This is a genomic window from Micromonospora sp. D75 (assembly GCF_018070405.1).
Classification (GTDB): domain Bacteria; phylum Actinomycetota; class Actinomycetes; order Mycobacteriales; family Micromonosporaceae; genus Micromonospora; species Micromonospora chalcea.
The window spans coordinates 1-4,805 of sequence record NZ_JAGPXV010000470.1 but is presented as its reverse complement, the minus strand read 5'-3'; the positions used below and the strand labels follow the sequence as shown (position 1 = coordinate 4,805).

Annotated in this window: 5 protein-coding genes; 2 read left to right on the top strand and 3 right to left on the bottom strand. The window is 71.9% G+C overall.

The features are described from left to right. Together KBX39_RS23345 and KBX39_RS23340 are read right to left on the bottom strand one after the other, a co-directional pair. Positions 1–806: AAA family ATPase (locus tag KBX39_RS23345; RefSeq protein ID WP_210872512.1), on the bottom strand; the 806-nt coding region annotated here is incomplete at its 3' end. Positions 807–1,121: 315 nt separating this feature from the next. Further along, on the bottom strand, positions 1,122–1,316 hold the full coding sequence (locus KBX39_RS23340) for a hypothetical protein (RefSeq protein ID WP_013284566.1): 195 nt from the start codon (positions 1,314–1,316) through the stop codon (positions 1,122–1,124). A gap of 373 nt (positions 1,317–1,689) precedes the next feature. Here KBX39_RS23340 and KBX39_RS23335 point away from each other — a divergent pair, with 373 nt between their 5' ends. Both KBX39_RS23335 and KBX39_RS23330 read left to right on the top strand, forming a co-directional pair. After that, on the top strand, positions 1,690–2,877 hold the full coding sequence (locus KBX39_RS23335) for a CAP domain-containing protein (protein ID WP_210872510.1): 1,188 nt from the start codon (positions 1,690–1,692) through the stop codon (positions 2,875–2,877). A 77-nt stretch (positions 2,878–2,954) separates the two neighbouring features. After that, on the top strand, positions 2,955–3,824 hold the full coding sequence (locus KBX39_RS23330) for an endo alpha-1,4 polygalactosaminidase (RefSeq protein WP_043325937.1): 870 nt from the start codon (positions 2,955–2,957) through the stop codon (positions 3,822–3,824). Positions 3,825–4,050: 226 nt separating this feature from the next. On the opposite strand, the gene KBX39_RS23325 is transcribed toward KBX39_RS23330, so the two are convergent. Next, positions 4,051–4,805: MMPL family transporter (locus tag KBX39_RS23325; protein WP_210872508.1), on the bottom strand; the 755-nt coding region annotated here is incomplete at its 5' end.

The following is a 4,805-nucleotide window of genomic DNA, read 5'->3' as shown; positions in this document are numbered from 1 at the left end:
AGGCGGCCCTGCACCTCGCCGTGCTCGGCCTCGATCAGCTCGCGCCGCTCGCGCAGCGCGGTCTCGTCGGCGATCTCCTTGTCCAGTGTGGTCCGCAGCGTGTGCAGGTCGTCGGCGAGCAGCCGCAGCCGGGCGTCGCGCAGGTTGGCCTGGATCGCGGCGGCGCGACGGGCCACCTCGGCCTGCCGGCCCAGCGGCTTGAGCTGGCGGCGCAGCTCGGCGGTGAGGTCGGTCAGGCGGTTGAGGTTGGTCTGCATCGCGTCGAGCTTCCGCAGCGCCTTCTCCTTGCGCTTGCGGTGCTTGAGGACGCCGGCCGCCTCCTCGATGAACGCCCGCCGGTCCTCCGGCTTGGCGTGCAGCATGCCGTCGAGCCGGCCCTGCCCGACGATGATGTGCATCTCGCGGCCGATGCCCGAGTCGGAGAGCAGCTCCTGGATGTCGAGCAGGCGGCAGGAGTCGCCGTTGATCTCGTACTCGCTCTCGCCGGAGCGGAACATCCGGCGGGTGATGGAAACCTCGGTGTACTCGATCGGCAGCGCGCCGTCGGTGTTGTCGATGGTGAGGGTGACCTCGGCCCGGCCCAGCGGTGCGCGTCCGGCGGTGCCGGCGAAGATGACGTCCTCCATCTTGCCGCCGCGCAGCGCCTTCGCGCCCTGCTCGCCGAGCACCCAGGCGATGGCGTCGACGACGTTGGACTTGCCGGAGCCGTTCGGGCCCACCACGCAGGTGATCCCGGGCTCCAGCTTCAACGTCGTGGCGGAGGCGAAGGACTTGAACCCCTTCACCGTCAGGCTCTTGAGATGCACCTTCTCGATCCTCGTCCGGTGGCCGCCGTACCGTCGCCGGCTGCGCGGACCTGGTGAACCCGCAGACTAACCCGGGACCGCGACGTCGCCGCCACGCGACCCACCCGGCACCTGCGGTGTCCGCTTTCCGCCCGGCCGTCGCGGTGGGAACGGAAATGCATGATCACAATTACCGGACGCAATTCCGGGCGGTTTCGCAAGATCGAGAATCACGGCGGGAACGACGAAAAGGGGTACGCACATGGCTGCGCGCCGGCACTTGAGTGTCGGCGCGCTTTTCGGTGTGGTGCGATTCAGTTTTCCGGCGACTGGAGATCAGGTCAGCGCGGGCTCGGCCAGACGGAGGAGGTCGTCGGCCTCCGCCGCTGCCGCCGCGAGCCGATCGTTGTCGGCACGCAGACGCGTGATCTCGAACTCCAGTGCCTGAACCCTGGCACGCAGACGGGTGACCTCGTCGAGCAGACGCCGGTCGGGCGCTGCGCTTACGTGGCCGTAGAGGGCCTTCGCCATGCTGAACTCCTTGATGTGCGCTGCCGGAAAGGCCGGCCAACGCGCGCCCATGATGTTCGCGGCTACCATTCCCGCTGTATCGGGGCATGGCTGGGCGCGACTGGCGACACCACTATATTGAGCCGAAACCCCCTCCTTCGTCAAGTTGACCAAGGCCGTAGATCATCTCCACGTCGGCCGGGCCACTCGCCGGGGGGCTGCCACAAGGCGCGGACACGCTCTGTCCGGACGCCTTTACTGTACGCCGGAAATGTGTGAACGCCTCACCCTCGGCGGCTGCTTCGCCTTAACTCTTTCTTAGCCACGTTGCTGCAGCTCCGAGCGCGCCCGTAGCGTCACCCCGGCCCGTAACCAACCCGTGGAGGGGACAGGCGTGTACCGCTGGAACGACCCGATCGAACCGGAGGGCGCCCGCCGGCGTCCCGAGCCGCCGACCGACGAGGGTCCGGCGTGGCTCAGCGACCGGCCCGAGCCGCGGTCGTCGTACCTCTTCGGCGACGGAGGGCAGCAGCAGCCGCCCGCCGGCTACGGCCCCGCCGGTTACGGCGCCGAGCCGGCCGGCTCCTACCCGCCGCCCCGCGACCGGTGGAACGGCGAGGAACAGCCCACCGCCGCCTGGCACGGCCAGGAGCAGCCCGCCAATGCCTGGCACGCCCAGGGGCCGGCCAGGACCGGCCACGAGCAGCCCACGGCCGCCTGGCAGGGCCAGGAGCAGGCGTGGCACGGCCACGAGCAGCCGGCCGGCGGCTGGGAGCAGCCGGCCGCGACGTGGCAGCCGGCGGACGACATCCCGGCCGACGAGCCGCGACGCCGCAAGCGGCGCCTGTCCCGGCCGCTCGTGATCGGCGGGGCCGCCGCCGCGGCGACACTCGTGGTGAGTCTCGGCGTGGGCGCCGTCCTGCTACCCGGCGACGACCAGGGCACGAAGCGCACCTCCGCCGACGCTCCGGTGGCCGCCGCGCCGCAGGCGCCCGAGGACGCCGGGGACAGCCCGGCGGACACGCTCGCTGCCGAGTCGGCCAGCCCGTCGGCCGTACCGACCACGGCCGCGCCGAGCCCGTCCAAGAAGGCCACCCCGAAGCCGAGCCGCAGCACCGCGCCGTCGCGGCAGCAGGAGCGCAGCAGCGCCCCGAGCGGCGGCGGCACCGCGGCCACCAAGGCCACCGCCACGACCGCGCTGAGCGCGGAACTCCAGAAGGTCGTCACGCTGGTGAACCAGGAGCGGGCGAAGGCCGGCTGCAAGGCGCTGACCGTGAACGCCAAGCTGAACCTGGCCGCCCAGCGGCACAGCCAGGACCAGGCGGACCACAAGAAGATGGACCACAACGGCAGCGACGGCAGCGAGCCCAAGGACCGGGTGGAGCGCGCCGGCTACAGCTGGAGCATGGTGGGCGAGAACGTCGCCTGGGGCTACCAGAGCGCGGCCGAGGTGATGGACGGATGGATGAAATCCGAGGGGCACCGGAAGAACATCCTCAACTGCGGGTACACCCAGATCGGAATGGGTCTGGCGCGCAGCAACGGGCCGTACTGGACGCAGGTCTTCGGCACGCCGCGCTGACCGCGCGTCGTGACGGGCCCGGCGCTCGTTGACCGGTCGGGGGCGGCGTCGGGCCGCCCGCGTCCGGGGAGTCGTCGATGCGGATCCGGCCGGGGTGGGCCGTGCCGCGCGCCCGGCCGGCCCGCGTCCGCCGACGTGGCCCGCGCCGGGGCGTGGCGCTCGCGCTGACCGCGGCGCTGCTCGTCCCGGCGCCGGCCTGCCGGCGGCCGATCACCCCGCCCGGCGCGCCCACGCCCTGGCCGGTCGCGCAGGCCGACAGGTGGCGGTGGCAGTGGCAGCTCACCACCCCGGTGGACGTCACCGTCGACGCCGACGTCTTCCTCCTCGACCCGGTGGCGACCACCTCGACCGAGACCGCCGCGCTGCGCGAGCGGGGCCGCAGGCTGGTCTGCCACGTCCGGGTCGGCACGTACGCCGCCGACGATCCGGACGCCACCCGCTTCCCCGCCGCCGTACGCGGCGCTGCCGTGCCCGGGCGGCCGGGCAGCCACTTCCTGGACGTACGGCGCTGGGACGCGCTGTCACCGGTGCTGGCCGACCGGCTCCGGCTGTGCCGGGGCAAGGGCTTCGGCGCGGTGGCGCTGGCCGACGCGGACGGCTACCGGTACCGCTCCGGTTTCCCGCTGGGCTTCGACGACCAGTTGCTGTTCAACCGGCGGCTGGCCGGGCTGGCCCGCAAGCTCGACCTCTCCCCCGGCCTGGTCGACGACGTGGCGCAGGTGGCCGCGCTGGCGCCCGACTTCGACTTCGCGGTCAACCAGGAGTGCGTACGCCGCCGCGAGTGCGCGAAGCTGCTGCCGTTCGTCGACGCCGGCAAGCCGGTCTTCCACGTCGAGTACACGGGTGAGCCGGCGGACTTCTGCGTCACCTCGGTCGGCTACGGCTTCGCCTCGATCCGCAAGGACCGGCAACTGGACGCCTGGCGGGAGCCCTGCGTACTGCCGTGACGCCCCCGTCCCCGGCCACCTGGGCCGATACGGTCACGGAGGTGCCGACACTCTGCGTGACGCCATGGCTCAAGGGGTGTACGCAAAAGCGATATACCTGAGAGTCATAATTATGACTCTCAGGTATATCGCTCACTAGGGGATGCCGTCTCAGCCGCCAGCACGGTCCGGACCGGATGTCAAGCCGCGACGGACATGCCGCGCGGACCGGCGCCCGGACCCGGAATCAGCGGGCGCCGACCAGCTCCGGGGCCGGGGCGGGCGGCGGCTCCACCGCCGGGGCGACGACCGTACGGCGGCGCATGAAGCGTGGCGCCCACCAGTTCGCGTCACCCAGCAGCGTCATCACCGAGGGCAGCACGACCGCCCGGATGATCGTGGCGTCCAGCAGGATCGCCGCCGCCAGGCCGATGCCGAGCTGCTTGAAGTCGATCATGCTGAGCGTGGCGAAGATGGAGAACACCGCCACCATCACCACCGCCGCGCTGGTCACCACCCCGGCCGAGGAGGTGATGCCGTGCGCCACCGCCTCCCGGTTGGGCATGCCCCGGTCGATCGCCTCACGGATCCGGCTGACCACGAAGACGTGGTAGTCCATCGACAAGCCGAAGAGGACCACGAACAGGAACAGCGGCAGCCAGGTGACGATCGCGTCCATCGAGGTGAAGCCGAGGAGCCCTTCCGCCCAGGTGCTCTGGAAGACCAGCACCAGCAGCCCGTACGCGGCCCCGGCGGAGAGCAGGTTCAGCAGGATCGAGGTCAGCGCCACCACCACCGACCGGAACGTCCACGCCATCACCAGGAACGTCAGCGCCAGCACGAACGCGGCGACGATCGGCAGCTTCGCCCAGATGTGGGCGGCGTAGTCCTCGCTGGCGGCCACGCCGCCGCCGACCGCGTACTCCACGCCCGGGATGCCGCCGAGCGTGGCCGGCACCAGGTCCTCGCGCAGCTCGTGCAGCGACCGGGACGCCTCGTCGG

Bases quoted from the DNA above. Each gene is read 5' to 3' on its own strand.
- KBX39_RS23340 (WP_013284566.1), bottom strand. From the start codon at position 1,316: ATGGCGAAGGCCCTCTACGGCCACGTAAGCGCAGCGCCCGACCGGCGT.
- KBX39_RS23330 (WP_043325937.1), top strand. From the start codon at position 2,955: ATGCGGATCCGGCCGGGGTGGGCCGTGCCGCGCGCCCGGCCGGCCCGC.